Consider the following 17,665-nt stretch of genomic DNA (forward strand, 5'->3'; position numbering starts at 1 on the left):
ATAAAGAAACACTTTTCCCATGGAAATTCCTTATATCGTCAATGCCCGCAAGGACACAGGACTCAACAACTCAAAGATAGCTATCTGGCTGTTCCTCGCATCTGAGGTCATGCTCTTTGGTGGTCTATTCTCCTCGTACATCTTCCTCCGTGTGTTCGCAGATTACCCTTGGCCTGAGCGCGCACTTCCAGTGCTGCCAGGTCTGATCAACACCTTCATCCTGATTGCATCCTCAGTCACAGTGGTATTTGCTTGGGCTGGCCTAAAGCTCCGCAAGTGGAACATGTTTAGAGCAAACATGGCATTCACCATTCTCTGTGCTGCAGTCTTCATGGTTCTTAAAGCCGATGAATATAATAAGAAACTTCACCACCACGCATCACAGACAGAAGATTACGCTTGGCTAGAAGGGCACCTCGATAAGGACCACCCTAACCAATACACAATCGAAGCTGACACAATCAACTTCTCAGTCGAGAGCACGGCTTCTAACTACCTGGATGCCATCATTACTCAAAATGCTGATTATCCTCGTGCCTACTTTGTCGAAAAATTGTACGAGAAGATTAATTCTGGTGATCTTAGCGAGGTAGCTAAAAATTCCTATAAAGAGTATATTGAACTCTCTAAAGATGTATTACCAAAGAAGATCGATAAAGCTTCTAAAGTAGTGGTAGATTTACTTGAAGAAGCACACGCTCTTCCGACTATACCAACACTCGCTGAGCCGTACAAGATTCGTACTATCGAAGCTGGGAAGTTTACTGAAACTGTTCTTTATTCTGCTGGTACTGAGCTTTCTCCGGAAGTACTCGCTGTAGCCAACGATGAATTCATCAGGGCACGCACACACAACCAAGAACTTCGCACCCAACTCCTCAAGGATGCTTGGAATGAAATTCGCGACGTAGACAAGCACCCAGAGCTAGCAGATATCGCAGATTTAGAATCTAAGGTCAAATCTGCTGTGACGAAGGCGCACAATGCTCTTATCGACAAAGCGGAAGAGAACAATGAGTTTCTGATAGCTAACGGTAACATGATGTTCAACTCCAAAGGTGCTGAGTTTAGTTTAAACACAGGCTGGGGACGTATCTCTGACTCCACAATTGGCGCGAAGTACTCCAACGTTTCTCTTCTCGACGGCACCGTGCTCAGCGGAACAGCGGGTGATTCTAGCATTGTCTACCACTACGTTGACGGCATTGATTTCCGGCACCTTGTGCTGAAGGCTGAGGCAAAAGGCCTCAATGCTGAAGAGCTTATCGAGAGGTCACCTATTCTCAACATTCACGATCACGGTGGCCACCACGGCGGCGCTGATATTCGTGAAATATGGGAAGCTCACAAAGTTTGGCGCGGATTCCTTGCAGCAGACCTGCTAACTCAGGATGACTGGCTCACTGGAGAAGGACGCGTTCCTACAGAAGTTGACCTTTACCGCGTCACTTGGCACCAAATGGTAGCCTATGATAAGTTAAAGAAGGAAATGGTTGTAGCAAAAAAGATTTCAGCAAACGCCCCGTTGAAAGATGCAATTACTGCTGAGAACTGGATGCGAATTAATGGCGAGCTTAAGCCATCAATGCTCAATGACGTTAAGTCAAAACTTCCAGAGGAAATAATAGCAACCTTCCCACACCATGTGAGTATCGAACGCGATGAAGTAAGGTTCGACTCAGTCTTCTCACCGAAGATGAACAACTACTACGCAATCTACTTCACCATCACTGGTCTTCACGGACTACACGTGATAGGCGGCGCGATTGTTCTCGGATACTATCTCTTCTTCGGACGCAAGATGTACCTCTCAAACCCTGAGTGGCTTGCTAACCGAGTAGAAGTTGGTGGCCTATTCTGGCACTTTGTGGACTTGGTCTGGATCCTTGTGTTCCCGCTCTTCTACCTCATGTAATTTTAACTCGATAGCTAACTTTTAAATCACTCATCAAATGGCAAATTCTCCAGAAGAAATTAAGTCACACTTCAAGCAATACTCTATCGTAGGTGCTGGGCTCTTTGCTGGTACAGTCGCTACAGTGCTTGTGGCCACGGTTCCTGCACTAGATATTGGCGGACACGGATTCGACTCCGCTGACATGATATTAGGATTTGCGATTGCCGCGACTAAGATGTTCTTTGTGGCATTCATCTTCATGCACCTTAACCATGAGAAAAAGCTTATTTATTGGGTATTCCTTGGCGCTCTGGTATTTGCTGCAATACTTATTGGTCTCTTCGCACTCGCGATGTACGACCCGATCACTTTCAAGACACTCCTACCGGCAAAGCCCGGCCAATAATTCAAACAAACTAAAGCTATGTCACTCCGCGGATTTCACATTTTCTTTGTTACTGTAGTCACTCTCTTTTTTGCGGGCGTTGCAGTATGGGGCTGGACTGTCGGTCCTAGCCAAGATGCGAGCTTCTGGAATATTGTGGCTATAGTATCTACGATCACTGCAGTCATCACTCCTATCTACGGAGTGTATTTCATCAAAAAGTCTAAGGCTCTCTACAACTAACACACACACGATTATGGTATTTAGTATGAACATAGCATGTCTCACATGCGCTAAGGCATTCCAACACGCAGGCGCGGACGCTGCAGGGTTCGCAATCCTTTTTCTGCTCGCCGTTATTGTTCCTGTGATCACTACGGTCGGTATTCTCATCTTTCGCATCGCGCGTCGTGAGAAAGAGCACTTCGATCCTCAATATTCAGATTCATTCGATTCCTAATCATTTAACCAATTGCTAAAGCACATTATGTTCAGCAACCACACACTATCCTCATTTTTCTCTCCATCCGAATGGCTCGGACTGCCTGCCAACTATTCACTTCACGGTGACCAAGTCGATCACACGATCGATGTTGTTCATTGGTTGATGATTGTTCTTTTCGTCGGTTGGACTATTTTCTTCTTTGTCTGTCTTTTCAAATTCGGTCAGAAGAAAAATGCTAAGGCTTCCTACCTCGGTGTGAAGAACCACGTTTCTACTCACCTAGAAATTGGTGTGATCATCATCGAGGCAGTTCTCCTCCTCGGCTTCGCACTCCCACTATGGGGCGAGCGCACAGACTCCTTTGACCGTGTTATCCAAGAAGAAAACGAAGTGCGTGTTCGAGCAATCGGGTACCAATTCGGGTGGAAATTCCACTATGCTGGTAACGACGGGGTGTTTGGCTTCATCGACCGCGACCTTGTGAAGGGACCGGGCGACGCATGTATCTACCCAGATGATCCTAACGGCTTCGATGACTTTGTGGCGTCAACGCTCAAGCTTCCAGTGCTCCGCCCAGCAATCGTGCAGGTGACTTCTACCGATGTGATCCATAACTTTGGTATTGTTCCAATGCGTGTGCAGCAGGATGCCTTCCCAGGTAAAGACATACCAATGTGGTTCACACCGCTCGAGGAACTAGAGACTTCAGTTGTCTGCGGTCAGCTCTGCGGTGAAGGACACGCTAACATGGTAGGAACTATGGTGATCGAATCTGAAAAAGTCTTCACTAAGTGGTCTGGCGATTTAAGCTCAGATGCCTACGAGTCAAACAAGGCTGCCTACGACGCTCGTCAAGTCGCCGCCGAAAAGGCTGAAGCTGAGCGCGCCTCTCACGCTGGTCAAAGCAGTCACGACCATTAATTGGCTGCGCGCCTAATGTGCAGCAAACATTTTTTCAAAGCCCATGAGTTTACTGCTCATGGGCTTTTCTTTGGAAAGATATCAGAATGCATCCTAGGGGCTGAGCTACGACGTTTATCTGGAAATGTCCGGCATGATTGACAGCCCAAGCGGCCAAATCCATAAGCCGCGTCCTGACGCGGCCCGGCCTTCATTTAGAATAGAGGGAACGCAAGTCACCGGGTTGACACTTGTTGTTAAGCACGGATTCTTGTTTACATTTTCGACAGCAGGTAAGAATCTCCCGGCATGTCTGAAACGTACGACAAGCTAAAATCAATTTTGTTAGAAAAGTCTGTTCGCACAGGCGAATTCACTCTTGCCTCCGGTGCCACATCTGACCTTTACATCGATTGTCGCGTCACAGCGCTCGATCCAGTAGGAGCTCGGTTGATCGGCCAACTCGGTTGGCATGCCGTGCATGAGCGCATCCAGTCTGAAGGATTAGAGATAGATGCTATCGGAGGCATGACCATGGGTGCTGATCCTATCTCTCTGGCAGTTGGGATGACATCTGCGATGGAGCATCCTGATGAGATGATTCAGGTGTTCAACATCCGCAAAGAGCCAAAGGTACACGGACGTGGTAAACAGATCGAAGGTAACTTTAAGTCCGGCGATCAAGTCGTCGTTGTTGATGATGTGATCACCACTGGCGGCTCTACCCTCCAGGCGATTGATGTGATCGAGGCTGCAGGAGGCGTAGTAAAATTCGCGCTGGTTCTCGTGGACCGCGAAGAAGGTGGGCGTGCAGCGATCGAAGCGCGCGGCATCCCAGTCGTGTCACTCTACTCACGCAGCACACTGCTCAACGCGTAGTATCCTTTAAAAAGAATTTACCGAAAGCTTCTATCCGTAATGGATGGAAGCTTTTTCATTTAGCGCCCGCTGTCTCGACTGCTGTGGCTTGACACCGCTCTGTGGAAGGACGCGGCTCGACGCGCGTGGTCGGGGATCCACCTAGAAATTTCTCCTCGCCAAAGAAATCCGAGTCAACCTGACAGTTGCTCCGCTCCTCATGTGTCGAGCCACATCCAACCTCAAGAGCTGCGTCTAGCCTCAGCAGTCCAAGGGTGAATCATGCGCAACGCATCGAGAGCTCATTTTGGGCAACAAAAAAGCCTATCAACAAAGGTTGAAAGGCCGGGGTGAATTTGTGTGGTTCGGCTGGAAACTACTGAGATGCGAGGGATACTTCAACTTCCTCTTCTTTTGGAGTCTCAGCATCGACAGCTTCGGCTGAGGCTTGGAGGGCTTTGGCGGCTGGTGAACTGCGGTAGCTGGAGAGATCCACGGTGTGATTGTATGCCGCTGCAAGCCATACTCCGAGTAAGAGCAATGATGAGGAGAGAAAAAGTTTTATCTTCATATATAGGTAGCGCTTGGCGAAAGTTAAGTTTCGTTGATTAGCTATGCATCTTTTCCCGCAGTTGTAAAGCTGAAAATTGCTCTGAACAATGCTGTCTCCGAGCGCTATGAGTCCCGTTGTCAATCGCAGATGCGAGCTTTGACTGAAGTTTCAGCGAGTGTGCAAGCTGAGTACCCGAGGCGCGCTGGTGTTACCATAACGATCCACGCTAGACACCGCGATGGCGTCTGGGGAGCCTTTGACGCTGACGCTGCGGTGGGGAACCACTGCTACGGAATGCCACTTTTTGCCGTAACGGACTTGGACTGCGAAGTTCTGACAGCCGGGAACTCGGCCAATATTGACAGTGGTGTTGCCGCGGGAGTATTGAGCGCCTAGAGTGGGGGGCTTTGGGACGCTTTTTGAAATCCATGGCATGGGGGGGACGAGCGCTGGGACCAAGTAGACTCCGCTTTGAAGGCTGCTGGAGATTCCTCCACGGTTTTGCATCAGCGACTTCATGCTCCAGTGGATAGCACCAGCCCAGTTGCGGCCGATGCTGCGGCTGTAGTTGACTTGCTTTATAATCTCGGAGGCTGGTCGGCCTGGGTCTTCGGTGCTTTTGATGCGTGCAGTAGCGATGCCGGGCCAGACTGGGCGGGTCCCTTGCTGGCGCCACCAGCTGAGTAGAGCATTGAAGGATTGCTTACGTGGTACGTCGCGCCAGTAAAGCTGCGGTGAAAGGTAGTCGAGCCAGCCATTCTTGAGCCATTTCCTGGAGTCTGCACAGAGGTGGTCGTAGGCGTCGATCCCAGCTTCGATCCCAGCCGGAACACCAGGTTTCCAAATGCCAAATGGGCTGATTCCAACGCGCACCCAGGGTTTTTTAGCCTTGATCGATTGGTACATTTTTTTGACGAAGGCATCGACATAAGACCTTCGCTGAGCGTTTGATTTGCCGTCCGGGAAGTTGGGACTGGGGCGGCCATTGACCACGGTAGGGTAAGGGTAGAAGTAGTCATCGATGTGCACTCCATCGACATCATAACGTTTGACCACATCCATGATCACCGCAAGAGCGCGCTTCTGAGTGAATGCATCCGCAGGATTGAGCCACTTGTATTTTTTGTAAGTCACGATGTGCTGCGGGTGCGTACGGCTGACGTGGTCGCGTGAGGTGGGGAGATCCTTATTGGGTAGCGCGCGGAATGGGTTGAACCATGCGTGCACTTCGATCCCACGAGAGTGGGCTTCCGTAATGCAAAAACTGAGGGGGTCGTAGCCTGGGGTCTTCCCCATTGTGCCGGTCAACCAATGGCTCCATGGCTCGTAGTTCGACTTGTAGAGGGCGTCAGCATTCGGCCGGACTTGGAAAATAATGGCATTGAGGTTGAGGCTTTTGGCTTTATCTAGCATGGCGATCAACTCCGCCTTTTGAGCAGACGCGCTGAGCCCTTTTTTACTGGGCCAGTCGATGTTGTACACTGTGGCGACCCAGGCAGCGCGAAATTCACGAGGAAATGTGGGTGGTTGTTCGTTGCTAGGTGCGTAATGCTGGGCTTGTGCTAGACTGACTAGTGCGAGGAAAATGAGGAAAATGCGAATCACGCCACACGCTAACAAGTGGTCAAGTCTATCTCCAATAAAAAATATAGGAAAGAACGTAAATTGAGTTGCTATTACAGTGAGAGCATCGCCCAAAATCCACCCAAGCATTATCTGAGAAAAGTAATATGAAAAAAAACAAACCAAGCTCGACCGCTTTATTTGTCTCCAATGGTCTATGGTGGGTAGCCAACCACCCCGGATTATCGATCGAGATTCCAGAGCGGATGAGGACACTCAATCATGAAATGATGAAGTATCTCAACCTCGGGATTTTTTCCACCCAGAATCGCTTTGGGAGATGTCTTCTGAAGTTCAAGACTTCTCTGATGCAGAAATTTGCGATACCAGGATTCTATCTACATTTTGCTCTAAGAAAGCGATGTATTGATGATCACGTTGGAACTGCGATTCGCGAGGGAGCTGAACAAATCATTGTGATCGGCTCTGGATTTGACACTCTGAGTCTGAGGATAAGCCAAGATTTCCCAAATCTTAAGATCATTGAAATTGATCATCCCGCCACCCAAAAACCGAAGAGTAAGGCTATCTATAGGTTTGATGAGGCATTTAAGAATCTCCATTTACTCCCACACGACTTCACTGAATGCAGCATTCATGAGTTACTTTTACAAAGCGAACACTACGATAGCAGTAAATCATCGGTCTTTGTTGCCGAGGGCCTGTTGATGTATCTCGACGAAAAAGAGGTCCGCGGAATTTTGGATGGCATACGTCTTCATAGCAGCTCAGATTCGCGGTTTATATTCACTTATATGGAGGTATTTAATGAGGGGGGGGCCAATTCAAATGTGCTTCACCCATGACGCTATACTGGCTCAAAATGAAGCGAGAAATGTTAACTTGGGGGCTTAAGGCTGACCAATTGGTCGCATTTCTTGACCACTCAGGATTTGATGTGCTTGTCTGTAAGACCCATAAGGAGCTGAGAGAGGAATACCTCACTGAGAACAACCTCGATGCCTCTCTTGTCGTTGGTGAAAATATTGTCGTCGCTACAATTAGTCAATAATCACATAGGTATCCACCTGTGCGATGTGAAAACCCAATCCAAACCACCAGTTATAGATAGAGCGACCGAGACGTTCGCGCTACTAGTAATGTTCAAGAATACCGTCGACGATCGCGCTGGCGGCGAGTGATTGGTACCAGGAGCGATTACATCTTTGGCGCTCCGAATAATTCGAGATATAGCCGCATTCGACGATTACTGCCGGGCAAGTGGTCTTGTTGAGAACCGCGTATTGCTTACCCGGCCGAGCTTTACGATTCTTGAGCTTCAGTTTTTGAATCATTTTTGATTGAATAGATTCTGCAAGCTTCTTGCCGCTGTAGCTGGCATAGTAGGTTTCCACACCACGGACATAAGTGTGAGTGGTGGCATTGAAGTGAATACTGACGAATATAGCATTGCGCTTGCCATTGGAAATCTGTGCCCGGCGGCTCAGCGCTACCCATTTGTCGCTTCGACGCGTCATTGTCACTGGGATTCCACGGGCCTTGAGCAGCGTCTCTACCTTGATGGCCACTTTGAGGTTGAGATCAGATTCTCTGACTCCTCCCCAGATAGCCCCCTTGTCTTTACCGCCGTGCCCAGCGTCGATAACCACATTACTGTAGCTTCCAGCATCGAGCATTCCATTGCCGATGAAGAGGCAAAGTAGGAGCGGGAGTATTTGACGAGTTTTAGACATAATCACCTGAGATCTAAGATAGTTTTTAAAATTTTAGCTAAAACTTGTCAATTGTTTTTAAAGTATGTTGAATATTTAGAAAAGTTTACAAAAAAATACCCGCAAGCTGAGAACTCTGCGGATATAGGGCACCTCCGGCAACTCCCGCTGTCGGTGTGTGAGTTATTAATTCTTTAAATTTGCGAGCGTAGCTCGTTTTTGAAGATAGGCCCCCTTCGGGCTGGAAAGCCTTTCTGCGCAAGGCTGCGTTATTCTTCGTTCACGGATAGAAATCCGCTCACTCATCACGCCTAGCCTCGCTTGAAATTCTTTCCAGCACCACCAACGCTAGTTGCCGGAGGTGCCCTATAGTAAAATAGTTGATTATCGGTATGTTAACCGAGAATTTTAAGCTGTGCCCGGTGCCCGGCGTACAAGATCTCTTTTGGCGTCTCCGTGAAGTAGCAAGTAGTTAGCAAAGAAAACCTGGCACGGTTCAGGTTGCAAGGTGCAGATTCACAAATGCGCTACTCGACAACCCTCAATGCTGGGCAGGTTCTTGATCTGAAAATTGTCGTGGAGCGTGATTATCGGTATGCTAGGAAAGTTCTTTAACAGCACGCTGGATGCGGCGGATTGATTCGGCTTGGCCTAGAATCTCAAGAATGGTTCCGAGGTCAGGACCGCCAGATGCGCCAGTGAGGGCGACGCGTGTGGGGAACATGAGTTGCCCGGGCTTCGCTCCGTTCGCCTTTGCTGTCTCGCCGATGGAGGATTTAGCCTCAGCCCAATCGCTGAGATTTGTGAGGGCTTCCGCGAGTTTTTCTAATAACCCTGCTGCAGCCTCGTTCTTTTTGACTTTTTCAACGACTTCAGCATCGAACGGATAGTCAGGTTTGTAAAAGAAGGCGATCATTGCTGGGACCTCAGTCAGCAGGCGGACCTTTTCCTGAATCGAGGCTGCGATGGTGATGTATTTGTTGTCGGTGGTGATACCTGCTGCATCGACGTAGGGTTTTGCTGCAGCCGCAAAATCTTCGACAGAAAGTTTGGCGACGTGCTGTTGGTTGACCCATCCGCACTTATCGATGTCGAACTTTCCAGGAGCGCGGTTGACTGACTCGATGGAGAATTTCTCGATGAGTTCCGCTGGGGAAAAGATTTCATTCTCGTCTTTAGGCGACCAGCCGAGGAGTGCGAGGAAGTTAAAGACTGCTTCGCTGGTGTAGCTTGAGTGGCGTATTCGCCGATGGCAGCGCCTTGATCTCGCTTGGACATTTTAGAGCCATCCATGTTGAGGATGAGGGGAATGTGGGCGTAGGCTGGTGGCTCAACACCGAAGGCTTCGAAGAGCTGAAGGTGTTTCGGTGTGTTCATCAGGTGGTCTTCACCGCGAAGTACGTGGGTCATGCCCATTTCGATGTCATCCACGACATTGACAAAGTGGAAGGTGTAAGTGCCGTCTGAGCGTTTCACCACCATGTCTGGGTTGATCGACTCGTCTCTGTAGTCGACTGTGACTTCCCCACAAACGAGGTCGTTCATAACCATTGGCCTGCGATCGAATCGGAAACGGTGGGCGCCTCCATCTTCATAGACTCTGTCAGCGGCGACGAGTTTTTCGAAGTAGCGATCGTAGATATCCATCCGCTCGGACTGGTTGTACGGGCCGAAGTCGCCGCCTATGCTAGGGCCTTCATCCCAGTCCATACCGAGCCAGTTGAGGCCTTCGAAGATTGCCGCGCGTGCATCGTCTGTGTTGCGTGCTTTGTCCGTGTCTTCGACTCGGAGGATGAATGTTCCGCTGTGTTTGCGGGCAAAGAGGTAGTTGAAAAGGGCTGTGCGTGCACCACCAACGTGAAGGTAGCCAGTTGGTGAAGGTGCGAAGCGTGTGCGGACAGGTTTGCTCATAGCTGTGGTTTAGAGGAGCCCGTTGAAAAGTCCTAGCGCAAAAATTATAAATTTCCGGAGAATCGCGACCACGCGATGAGTAATGACTTTGGACAGTCCGACCTTTGACACGAGTCCCCGTGTCAAAAGTCTAAAAGTCGAAGGTGTTGTTAGCAAAGTTTGGTGGCTTTGGGTAGAAAGCCGCAACGCTGACTTGTGCTGAAGCTGTTAGCTCGTTAGGGTCGGCTCTATGAAAAAGATCGCTGCCCATTGGCAGATTCTCATCGCCCTTGGATTGTCCGTGGTTCTTGGAGTTATTTTCAGGAATTTCTCGGTAGCCTATGGCTCGGAATCTAGCTTTGCTAGCTTTGCAGTGAAGACTATTGGGGTGAGTTCGTTTATTGGAGACCTGTTCATGAGCGCGCTTAAAATGATCATTGTACCGTTGATTGTGAGTTCTATTATTGCGGGGATTGGTGCTCTTGGGGGAGTCAAAGGCTTTGGCCGACTGGGTTTAAAGACTGTTGGCTTTTACGCTTTGACTTCGCTGGCTGCGATACTCGTGGGGCTTGCGGTGGTGAATCTCTTCGAGCCTGGCTTAGTCGATGGCCAACCGAATGAGGCAATCCATGCCGCCTTTGATCGCAGTGTTAGCGAGGCCTCGGATAAGGATTTAGCAAAGGTGGGGGCGGCCAATGAACGTCAAGCCACTGACTACTTGGACTTTTTCAAGAAGCTCTTCCCTCCGAATATCATTAGTGCCGCATCGGATAACGGGCAGATGCTAGGGCTGATTGTCTTTAGTATTCTGTTTGGTGTGGCGATGACTCGTTTACCTCAGGGGCAAATGAAGACCTTGCAGGGGACGATTCAGGGGATCAATGACGTGATGATTTTGATCACCCGTTGGATCATGATGCTGGCTCCAGTGGGTGTGTTTGCCCTGATGTTCCCCGTGGTTTTCAACTCTGGTACTCAAATCTTTATAGAGATGGGCAGCTACTTCGGGACCGTATTGACAGCTCTGGCGATCCACATGTTTATCACGCTGCCATTGATTCTGAAATTCGTCGGTGGCCTCAATCCCATATCGCATTTCAAGGCAATGCAGACTGCTTTGCTGACTGCATTCTCGACCGCTTCGTCCTCAGCCACGCTGCCGGTGACGATGCGCTGTGTGCAGGAAAATGCGGGTGTTAGTAAACGCACGTCGAGCTTCACATTGCCGCTTGGAGCCACGGTCAATATGGATGGAACAGCCCTCTACGAATGTGTCGCCGTTATTTTTGTGGCTCAGGTGATGGGTGTCGATTTAGCTTTCGGCGCGCAATTCGTGATCGTCGCTGCTGCCTTGCTGACCAGCATAGGTGTGGCGGGTGTTCCTTCTGCTAGTCTGGTGGCAATCCTTCTAATTCTTAAAAACTCTAACATCGAAGGTGCCGAGACCGCGGTGGTTGCCCTACTTAGTGTTGACCGTCTACTCGATATGTCGCGTACAGCAGTCAATGTCTTTGGTGATAGCTGTGCTGCTGTGGTAGTCGGAGCGAGCGAGGGTGAAAAGGTGCTGCAGGGCGACCTTCATCACTTTGAAGACGATATAGAAGATGAGGAAGAGCGTCTTTTAAAGGAAGATTAAATCACTAGTGGGTTCTCGTTTCTATTTGCTCTCATATAGAGTGGCTCATTATGGATGTTGCTTTTGTCACCAGTGATCTGTAATACTTTGTTTAATGAATAAAAATTCAACTGCGCGCATGAAAAAGGTGCTCCGAATTCGCAACTCAGTTGTGAATTGTCAGAAGTCTGGAGAGGGCTTGAGTGAAATTTCTAAAAAGTTAAAAATACCCCTCCAAAAAGTGAGGGAGATTGTGAAGCTGTATGAGGAGAGGGGGGAGACTTACTTGAAAAATTATAGTAAGCCGCCGCTAAGGATTGCTACTAGCCTGACTGAGGATGAGAAAGTTGAGCTAGAGGAGGTCTTGATAAATAGTTGCGCTTATAAACAAAAGCTTAAAGGCGGCTGTAAGGATGTCGGGCACTGGACCGTGGTGGAATTTCAAGCCTTAGTCCTAAAAATGTTTGGTGTGCGCGTGCCAATGAGTGAGGGCTTAATCGTCTTGCGTGGGCTTGGACTTTCGGTGGTTCATCATCAAGAGTCTAACGCTCAATTGACCAATCATACTCTTTGGCGAGATCAAATCTCAGATGAATTTAAGGAGTGGAAGAAGAATGTTAAACCAAAACAGCTAACTAGAAGAGAGTCTCGGGCTGTTAGTCTTTATAAAGACCCAGATCATTACAGCCAAATGGGGCGTAGGAATAGTGCTCAACAGCTTTTTTCAAAAATCAGAATAAAGTATCAACTTACAGATTCATTGGTGGAACATAGCTATTATGTGACAGAGCAATTGGCTAAGTGGGAAGAGAAATTACAAAAGAAGGAGAGTAAATGAGAGTGATTAGAAGAAAATCAATGAGCGGTAAATCTGAGTTCACCGTGTTTGTTTATAATGGGTTTAAGAAAGATGTTGAACCATTGACATTAGAAGGAAGAGAGATCGTCCGGGGGATTTTGTTTGCGGCTGCTGAGAAGGCTGGCATAGAGATTTTGGCGTGGTGTATTACTCCCGTTTCTTACCGTATCATTATCAAGACAACTCAAGGGTTTGCCTCCCGTAAAACCGAGCAGCGTAGACCATTAGTTAGTTTTCAAAAAAGGTTTCAGCAGCGTGTGAGTAGTTGGGTGAAATACACGACTGGGAGAGAGCATGGAATCTGGAGAGATCGGTATAAGCTGAGCCAGTTGCACTCAACTCCAGAGACTATAGTCGCAGTAGTGAGTGTGGATGCTTTCCCTATGATCGTGGGATTAGTTGATGAACCAGAGGATTACTTTTTTACCAGTTACTACCATGCTTGCCTAGGTGATAAGAACGCGCGTAAGGGGATATTGCAGCTTGTTGGAACTCCGAGTGCCTCTTGGCCAGTTGCGAAACGTCGCTACAGAAAGATGCTTCTTGAGGTTACCCAAGACTGTAGCAAGTCTTGAGCTGGGAGATGGCAGCGAACTTAGATAATGAACGTTTTCTACAAGAGGACTAAATGACTACTGAGCTAGTCATCGTCCTTGCGGTGTCCGCATTTTTTATTGGTGTATCCAAGGCTGGGTTCTCCGGAGTCTCGTTGATCTCGGTTTTCCTGTTAGCTGAGAATTTTGGTGCCAAAGAATCACTCGGAGTGGCATTGCCGATGTTGATCATGGCCGACCTGTTAGTTTATCCAGCCTACCGCAAATATGGAAGCTGGGGGCCGGTGTGGAAATTCCTGTGGCCAGCCTTGATCGGTATTGGCATAGCGCTATGGGGGCTACATGCATTTTCTAACGAAACCGTGCGCGTTGTCATAGGTTCTATCATTCTGAGCATGGTGGGGATGCAACTGCTGCGCAAATGGGCTCCCGTGTTTTTTGAGAAAATGGTCCATTCGCATAGTTTTGGTATCGCCGCCGGTGTCAGTGGGGGCGTGGCGACAATGATGGCAAATGCCGCGGGGCCGATCATGCAGCTTTACCTCTTATCTCGCAGGATGCCGAAGATGGAGCTGATCGGTGTGGGGGCTCGGTTCTTCTTGGTCGTCAACTTCCTCAAGCTACCACTCAGTGCCGGGCTCGATCTAATTACCTGGGAGACACTCAAGTGGGATTTCATCATGCTTCCAAGCGTCGTTCTCGGTGTCCTCATTGGTAAAAAACTTCTAGTGAAAGTCCCTCAAAAAGCCTTCGAAGCTACAGTCGTAGTTTTTGCCCTTATCGCGGGTCTCCGACTAGTTTCAGGAAGCTAATCAGGGAGTGCTCAGCCTCAACTTGTTATTTAATGATCGATGAGAAAAAGAGAATAGCCAGCTAGGTGTGCCTTAGGGTGTTGTATTTCTAGCAAGCTTATCACCAGCTTTGCTTTTTTTCTGCAAAAATGAAAATGGCTACTTGAGAGTCTTGATAGAGGGAACCAAACCCCACATTCTACTAGTGTAGGATTTGTGTAATAATTGAGCGTTTATATTGGGCTCTTCACGCGCTATGCATGACGCATGCCTACGTATCTCTCCAGTCTGCAAATTAAAGAGAATGGATCAAATGCTACCGCCATATAGCTTAGCGGTAGGTTTGTTCGATCTGATTCAACTCAAGTTGAAACCTAGGAATATTGAGTAATATCTAATATCCACCAATCCCTAGCGAACCCAATTCGCATATAGAAATTTTTCAGCCTTTATCTAGTTTGATCATGCGTAGCACGTGAAGAGCCTTATATTGTTCATATTTTGCGCAACGGGTTGGCTATCCCCAGTGCTTTCAATTTTTCGATTTCCTCAGTTGTCAGCCCATTGTCTACCCGTCACTGTGGCTCCCTCCCGCAAGCCTCTTTTTTCAGCAAATTTCTAGCAATATTAAGATTATGAACGACAGCAATAATATGATGGCTATTCTTTGTCCTGAATGTGGCAGTTAAACCGAAGTTGAGTCGCGATACGTCGGGCGCAAAGGAAAGTGCCCGGATTCTAGCCACAACTTCATGATCGAACGCATCGAAGTGAAGGCGGTAAAGGAGGAAGCCATTCGCGCAACATGCCCTATCTGTGACTTCGGTGTGGAAGTCCCCCATGAGATGAATGGGCGAAAGGGGCAATGCGCTTCCTGCGATCACAAATTCATCATCGGAACTTCACCGTCGACAAAAAGCAGCAAGCAGAAACCAAAAGCGAACAAACCGGACTCGAAGGACGAAGTTGATCCACTGGCGCAAGCCGAAGAAGAGATCCCCAGAGATAGAAAACGATCCGAATTCTACCGTCTGACAGCTTTGACGGCTGTTCTCCTCATACTAGTAGTAATCGCGTATTTTACATCACCTCATGAGGATGGTAAGCAGGATCCGAAGCCCAAAGTTGCTAGAACTCCTGAGCCTAAGTCAGTGGTGAAAACCCCAGGGTCTACGGTTTCCCCAGAAGCTGGACCTTTCGAGCTCGTTGCATCAAAAGCACCTGATAAAACAGCTGATCCACCAGTGACTCCGCAACCGGAGGATCCTGCCCCTATAAACGCACTAGTGACTCCATTAGTGAAGGAGCCTGCACCTCTAGACGATAGAAAATCGAGATTCACTCGATCGCTGAAACCTCAGACTATCTTATGGCACACTCCTCGAGCGCTTCCGACGATGAGTTGGCTAAACTCAGTTCACACGCGCAACGCATCCTGTGGTTAAATCTAAACCAGTCCACGATTTCAGATCATTCTTTTCCGCTGATCGGTCAGATGGCAAGTCTTACGAGGCTCCAGCTCAAGGCATGCTCGATCTCAGACGCCGGTCTGGCCCATCTCGCAAACCATGCAAGCCTCCAGATCCTTTTCCTGAACCAATGTTCGGAGATCACGGACTCAAGCCAGGAGGTTTTCGAATCGCTTCCAGCACTCCAAAGCCTTTATATAGAAGGCACTCAAATCACACCAGAATCGTTAGCCCAGTTAAGAGAAACACTTCCTAAGCTGAAAATACACTATTAGATGAAAAGCTCTTTAATATTTATAGCAACATTCCTATGGGCCCTCACAGCTCAGGCCGCTCCACGCATGAACGCCATGGTGGTTCACTTCGATCTAGACAGTAACGGTTCTCTATCAGCATCAGAGTTGAAAGATTTGGCACGGTCCCTAGGGGAAATCTTCGAGCCCGACTCACCCCAAAAAACACCATCACAGCCTCCATCTGAAAAGTTAGAAACATATGTTGAAACTGAGACGAAAGCACTTCCAACTGAGCGGGAGTTGTATGAGGAGAGCATCGCTGAGGCCCGACAAGTCGCACTAGACTGGTGTGACACAGATGAGAACCGAAAAATTTCTCGTGAGGAAAAGCAGAGAATCGTGGAGGCGCTGCGTGGAGACATCAAAGGAACGGAGCTGGGTAGTAAGGATACCGCGATGATCGAAACGTTCCTCCTAGCTTTCAACCAGGACGGCTCCAAAGTTCTCTCGACACAAGAAAGGTTGGAGGCTGTGAGGTTTATTGAGACCTATTATACAAAGACGCCAGAGGAATTCGCTGAGCTCCAGGACAAGTGTATTAAGCAGGTTGATCAAAATGATGACTGGCTACTTTCTCCCGCCGAAAAAAAGCGCGCGAGCGAATTGTTGAGAGCAATCACAAAAGAGACAGATATTTCGGACGAGCTGATCTTTGCCTTTGATTTCGACGAAAATGAAACCCTCTCCACGGCGGAGCGAAACAGGGCAATGCAACTTATCGAAGACTACTTCCGGCCGATTCCTTTAACTGCAGTGGAGAAGTCGACAGGAGAATCCTCCGATGCCCCCTCCGAACATAGCCTAGATCTCGAGTATATAGCCGCAAGTTTTCTGAAAGACCACGATGTTGATATCAGCCAATCTCTAAACTATGACGAACTCGTAGCGGCACTCAATCAGGCTAAGCTGGACGGTTTGTTTCGCACCCGCTCCCTCACAGTTCAATCATTGAGGGCCGAACGAGTCTCGAAAATCAGGCGCATTCGTGCCGAATTAATGCAATATTTTGATCAGGATAGCAATGAGTCACTGTCCAAGGGAGAAATAGTACAAGCTCGCGACGCTCTGAGGGGGAGAATCCGTGGGAAACGGGTTGGTGAGAATGATGACGCTATGGTGGCAAAAGTCATTACTGCATTTGATACCGATGGATCGGGCACTGTTTCAGTGGGAGAACGTGATGCTGCAATTAAGTCAATAGGTCGTCATTTTCAACCTGTCCCGCTTGAATCCGGTGGAGGAAAACCCAATAAAAAGAAGTCTAAGAAAGTAAAACCCAAGGAAAACTGAGACTAGAGAAGTCCAGAATTCTGTATGTCCATGTATTTATTGGCCAAGGACGCGGGAATATATTTAGCCAATTTCATCGGCAAACTCAAACGCCCCTGCAACGCGAAAATACTTAGCCATGATACCATCTTCCCCGTCATATGAGTAAACTGTCAGTGTATTTGAACTCTAGAAGACGGTGCGCTCACCGGCCAAGGTAGTTTGGCATAGCGCGCCCGTGATGTGCCGGATTTCTTGCTTGAGTAGGCGCGTATGAAGTTCTCAGCTCATTGTGGTGTGTCACTTGTCTTTAAGCGACACGGCCTATTTATTTGCTACCAAATAGCCATGAACCCAAAACTCCACGCTCTCCAACTCACGCTCCTACTCATGTTCACTTGCCTGGGGGTAGCTCAGAATCGAAGCATCCAGGCATTTAACGTCACCCCGGGAAACAGTGCGGCTTTAAATAAAGTAAACCTGCAAAAGACCATCGATTGGGCGTCTACGAGTGGGTCGGCTTTGTGGGTGGAGTCCTGGTTTGTGATAGAGGTACACGGGGCTTTGCGGTGAAAGAAGCGCTTTTAA

19 protein-coding genes and 1 pseudogene are annotated in these 17,665 nt (G+C 48.5%); 15 read left to right on the forward strand and 5 right to left on the reverse strand.

The window, feature by feature from the left end:
* Positions 1-19: 19 nt before the first annotated feature.
* The 6 genes from BSZ32_RS18415 to pyrE all read left to right on the forward strand — a co-directional run bounded on the left by BSZ32_RS18415 (position 20) and on the right by pyrE (position 4,506).
* Positions 20-1,915: a cytochrome c oxidase subunit 3 gene (locus BSZ32_RS18415; RefSeq protein WP_129589722.1), complete on the forward strand. Its 1,896-nt coding sequence runs from the start codon at positions 20-22 to the stop codon at positions 1,913-1,915.
* Positions 1,916-1,952: 37 nt separating this feature from the next.
* On the forward strand, positions 1,953-2,303 hold the full coding sequence (locus BSZ32_RS10950; RefSeq protein WP_105043444.1) for a cytochrome C oxidase subunit IV family protein: 351 nt from the start codon (positions 1,953-1,955) through the stop codon (positions 2,301-2,303).
* A gap of 18 nt (positions 2,304-2,321) precedes the next feature.
* Complete coding sequence (locus tag BSZ32_RS10955; protein ID WP_105043445.1) at positions 2,322-2,525, forward strand: hypothetical protein; 204 nt, start codon at positions 2,322-2,324, stop codon at positions 2,523-2,525.
* Between the two features lie 25 nt (positions 2,526-2,550).
* On the forward strand, positions 2,551-2,742 hold the full coding sequence (locus tag BSZ32_RS10960) for a hypothetical protein (RefSeq protein WP_105043446.1): 192 nt from the start codon (positions 2,551-2,553) through the stop codon (positions 2,740-2,742).
* A 27-nt stretch (positions 2,743-2,769) separates the two neighbouring features.
* A complete protein-coding gene (locus BSZ32_RS10965) occupies positions 2,770-3,648 on the forward strand; it encodes a cytochrome c oxidase subunit II (RefSeq protein ID WP_240610617.1) in 879 nt (292 codons plus the stop codon).
* Between the two features lie 288 nt (positions 3,649-3,936).
* Entirely contained in the window at positions 3,937-4,506 is a 570-nt protein-coding gene (gene pyrE, locus BSZ32_RS10970; RefSeq protein WP_105043447.1) for an orotate phosphoribosyltransferase, read from the forward strand.
* Between the two features lie 355 nt (positions 4,507-4,861).
* On the opposite strand, the gene BSZ32_RS10975 is transcribed toward pyrE, so the two are convergent.
* Positions 4,862-5,056: a hypothetical protein gene (locus BSZ32_RS10975; RefSeq protein ID WP_105043448.1), complete on the reverse strand. Its 195-nt coding sequence runs from the start codon at positions 5,054-5,056 to the stop codon at positions 4,862-4,864.
* A gap of 150 nt (positions 5,057-5,206) precedes the next feature.
* Complete coding sequence (locus tag BSZ32_RS10980; protein ID WP_240610618.1) at positions 5,207-6,643, reverse strand: glycoside hydrolase family 10-like protein; 1,437 nt, start codon at positions 6,641-6,643, stop codon at positions 5,207-5,209.
* Positions 6,644-6,768: 125 nt separating this feature from the next.
* Between BSZ32_RS10980 and BSZ32_RS10985 the strand changes: the two genes are divergently transcribed.
* Both BSZ32_RS10985 and BSZ32_RS10990 read left to right on the forward strand, forming a co-directional pair.
* Positions 6,769-7,467 carry a class I SAM-dependent methyltransferase gene (locus BSZ32_RS10985; RefSeq protein WP_105043450.1) on the forward strand — a complete coding sequence of 233 codons (699 nt, stop codon included), beginning with the start codon at positions 6,769-6,771 and terminating at the stop codon, positions 7,465-7,467.
* 17 nt (positions 7,468-7,484) lie between these two features.
* A complete protein-coding gene (locus BSZ32_RS10990; protein WP_165788792.1) occupies positions 7,485-7,673 on the forward strand; it encodes a hypothetical protein in 189 nt (62 codons plus the stop codon).
* Positions 7,674-7,755: 82 nt separating this feature from the next.
* On the opposite strand, the gene BSZ32_RS10995 is transcribed toward BSZ32_RS10990, so the two are convergent.
* The 3 genes and pseudogenes from BSZ32_RS10995 to BSZ32_RS19805 form a co-directional block, all read right to left on the reverse strand.
* Positions 7,756-8,355, reverse strand: a complete 600-nt coding sequence (locus BSZ32_RS10995) for an N-acetylmuramoyl-L-alanine amidase (RefSeq protein ID WP_105043452.1) — start codon at positions 8,353-8,355, stop codon at positions 7,756-7,758.
* Positions 8,356-8,932: 577 nt separating this feature from the next.
* A complete protein-coding gene (locus tag BSZ32_RS19800) occupies positions 8,933-9,496 on the reverse strand; it encodes a hypothetical protein (protein ID WP_425500445.1) in 564 nt (187 codons plus the stop codon).
* A pseudogene (locus BSZ32_RS19805) lies at positions 9,473-10,245 on the reverse strand (glutamate--tRNA ligase); the annotation flags it as partial. The pseudogene BSZ32_RS19805 and the gene BSZ32_RS19800, both read right to left, overlap by 24 nt.
* A gap of 229 nt (positions 10,246-10,474) precedes the next feature.
* Between BSZ32_RS19805 and BSZ32_RS11005 the strand changes: the two are divergent.
* The 7 genes from BSZ32_RS11005 to BSZ32_RS11035 all read left to right on the forward strand — a co-directional run bounded on the left by BSZ32_RS11005 (position 10,475) and on the right by BSZ32_RS11035 (position 17,098).
* Complete coding sequence (locus tag BSZ32_RS11005; protein ID WP_105043453.1) at positions 10,475-11,860, forward strand: dicarboxylate/amino acid:cation symporter; 1,386 nt, start codon at positions 10,475-10,477, stop codon at positions 11,858-11,860.
* 94 nt (positions 11,861-11,954) lie between these two features.
* Positions 11,955-12,677 carry a COG3415 family protein gene (locus BSZ32_RS11010; RefSeq protein WP_165788793.1) on the forward strand — a complete coding sequence of 241 codons (723 nt, stop codon included), beginning with the start codon at positions 11,955-11,957 and terminating at the stop codon, positions 12,675-12,677.
* 20 nt (positions 12,678-12,697) lie between these two features.
* Entirely contained in the window at positions 12,698-13,273 is a 576-nt protein-coding gene (locus BSZ32_RS11015; RefSeq protein WP_105043455.1) for a hypothetical protein, read from the forward strand.
* 53 nt (positions 13,274-13,326) lie between these two features.
* Positions 13,327-14,064, forward strand: coding sequence for a sulfite exporter TauE/SafE family protein (locus tag BSZ32_RS11020; protein ID WP_105043456.1), 738 nt, complete (start codon positions 13,327-13,329; stop codon positions 14,062-14,064).
* 731 nt (positions 14,065-14,795) lie between these two features.
* The gene (locus BSZ32_RS11025; RefSeq protein ID WP_105043457.1) at positions 14,796-15,488 is read left to right on the forward strand and encodes a hypothetical protein; all 693 of its coding nucleotides are present in this window, start codon (positions 14,796-14,798) and stop codon (positions 15,486-15,488) included.
* Between the two features lie 50 nt (positions 15,489-15,538).
* A complete protein-coding gene (locus BSZ32_RS20605) occupies positions 15,539-15,787 on the forward strand; it encodes a leucine-rich repeat domain-containing protein (protein WP_105043458.1) in 249 nt (82 codons plus the stop codon).
* The gene (locus tag BSZ32_RS11035; protein ID WP_105043459.1) at positions 15,788-17,098 is read left to right on the forward strand and encodes an EF-hand domain-containing protein; all 1,311 of its coding nucleotides are present in this window, start codon (positions 15,788-15,790) and stop codon (positions 17,096-17,098) included.
* Positions 17,099-17,665 lie beyond the last annotated feature (567 nt).

The organism is Rubritalea profundi (assembly GCF_002954445.1).
In the GTDB taxonomy this organism is placed as follows: domain Bacteria; phylum Verrucomicrobiota; class Verrucomicrobiia; order Verrucomicrobiales; family Akkermansiaceae; genus Rubritalea; species Rubritalea profundi.

Excerpts from the sequence above, each read along its gene's own strand:
- BSZ32_RS11035 (WP_105043459.1), top strand. The coding sequence starts at position 15,788 with ATGAAAAGCTCTTTAATATTTATAGCAACATTCCTATGGGCCCTCACA.
- BSZ32_RS11020 (WP_105043456.1), top strand. The coding sequence starts at position 13,327 with ATGACTACTGAGCTAGTCATCGTCCTTGCGGTGTCCGCATTTTTTATT.
- BSZ32_RS10950 (WP_105043444.1), top strand. The coding sequence starts at position 1,953 with ATGGCAAATTCTCCAGAAGAAATTAAGTCACACTTCAAGCAATACTCT.
- BSZ32_RS10990 (WP_165788792.1), top strand. The coding sequence starts at position 7,485 with ATGAAGCGAGAAATGTTAACTTGGGGGCTTAAGGCTGACCAATTGGTC.
- BSZ32_RS11010 (WP_165788793.1), top strand. The coding sequence starts at position 11,955 with ATGAATAAAAATTCAACTGCGCGCATGAAAAAGGTGCTCCGAATTCGC.
- BSZ32_RS11005 (WP_105043453.1), top strand. The coding sequence starts at position 10,475 with ATGAAAAAGATCGCTGCCCATTGGCAGATTCTCATCGCCCTTGGATTG.
- BSZ32_RS10960 (WP_105043446.1), top strand. The coding sequence starts at position 2,551 with ATGAACATAGCATGTCTCACATGCGCTAAGGCATTCCAACACGCAGGC.
- BSZ32_RS10975 (WP_105043448.1), bottom strand. The coding sequence starts at position 5,056 with ATGAAGATAAAACTTTTTCTCTCCTCATCATTGCTCTTACTCGGAGTA.
- BSZ32_RS20605 (WP_105043458.1), top strand. The coding sequence starts at position 15,539 with ATGGCAAGTCTTACGAGGCTCCAGCTCAAGGCATGCTCGATCTCAGAC.
- BSZ32_RS10955 (WP_105043445.1), top strand. The coding sequence starts at position 2,322 with ATGTCACTCCGCGGATTTCACATTTTCTTTGTTACTGTAGTCACTCTC.
- BSZ32_RS18415 (WP_129589722.1), top strand. The coding sequence starts at position 20 with ATGGAAATTCCTTATATCGTCAATGCCCGCAAGGACACAGGACTCAAC.
- BSZ32_RS10965 (WP_240610617.1), top strand. The coding sequence starts at position 2,770 with ATGTTCAGCAACCACACACTATCCTCATTTTTCTCTCCATCCGAATGG.
- BSZ32_RS11025 (WP_105043457.1), top strand. The coding sequence starts at position 14,796 with ATGATCGAACGCATCGAAGTGAAGGCGGTAAAGGAGGAAGCCATTCGC.
- BSZ32_RS10985 (WP_105043450.1), top strand. The coding sequence starts at position 6,769 with ATGAAAAAAAACAAACCAAGCTCGACCGCTTTATTTGTCTCCAATGGT.
- BSZ32_RS11015 (WP_105043455.1), top strand. The coding sequence starts at position 12,698 with ATGAGCGGTAAATCTGAGTTCACCGTGTTTGTTTATAATGGGTTTAAG.
- pyrE (WP_105043447.1), top strand. The coding sequence starts at position 3,937 with ATGTCTGAAACGTACGACAAGCTAAAATCAATTTTGTTAGAAAAGTCT.
- BSZ32_RS10995 (WP_105043452.1), bottom strand. The coding sequence starts at position 8,355 with ATGTCTAAAACTCGTCAAATACTCCCGCTCCTACTTTGCCTCTTCATC.